Genomic DNA, 416 nt, shown 5'->3' on the forward strand with positions numbered 1-416 from the left:
CGAGCAACCCCACGGTTTCCCGGCGCAGTTGCAGCACCTGATCGAACCGCTCGTCGAGTTCGACGTCGTCCAGGGTCGGGGTGGTGCCCCTCGGGATGTCGCGGCGCAACCGGACGTGGTGCGCCAGCGCGATCGGCAGCGCGCCGCGTTCCACCGATGCGCGTGCCGAGATGAGCTTGCCCCACACGGAGTAGCCGCCCTCGCCGTCGAGCTCCTCACCGGCGCGCAGGTCCTTCTTCGCGGTGGCGACCACGTCGCCGAAGAACCCCTTGGGCGCACCGGTCGGCACGCCGCGCAGCACGGCGTTGGCGATGGAGATCCCCAGTTCGAGGCCGACGTAGTGGTAGGGGCGGTAGAGCGCGGCGTAGCGCTTGGACGGGTCCGGGTGCCACGGGTATTCGGCGAAGCAGCCGGAG

Annotated in this window: 1 pseudogene; it reads right to left on the minus strand. The window is 70.7% G+C overall.

From position 1 onward, the window contains the following. Positions 1–416: pseudogene (locus IF64_RS27580) on the minus strand (flagellar biosynthesis protein FlgA); the annotation flags it as partial.

It is taken from the genome of Prauserella rugosa (assembly GCF_000719975.1).
GTDB lineage: Bacteria > Actinomycetota > Actinomycetes > Mycobacteriales > Pseudonocardiaceae > Prauserella > Prauserella rugosa.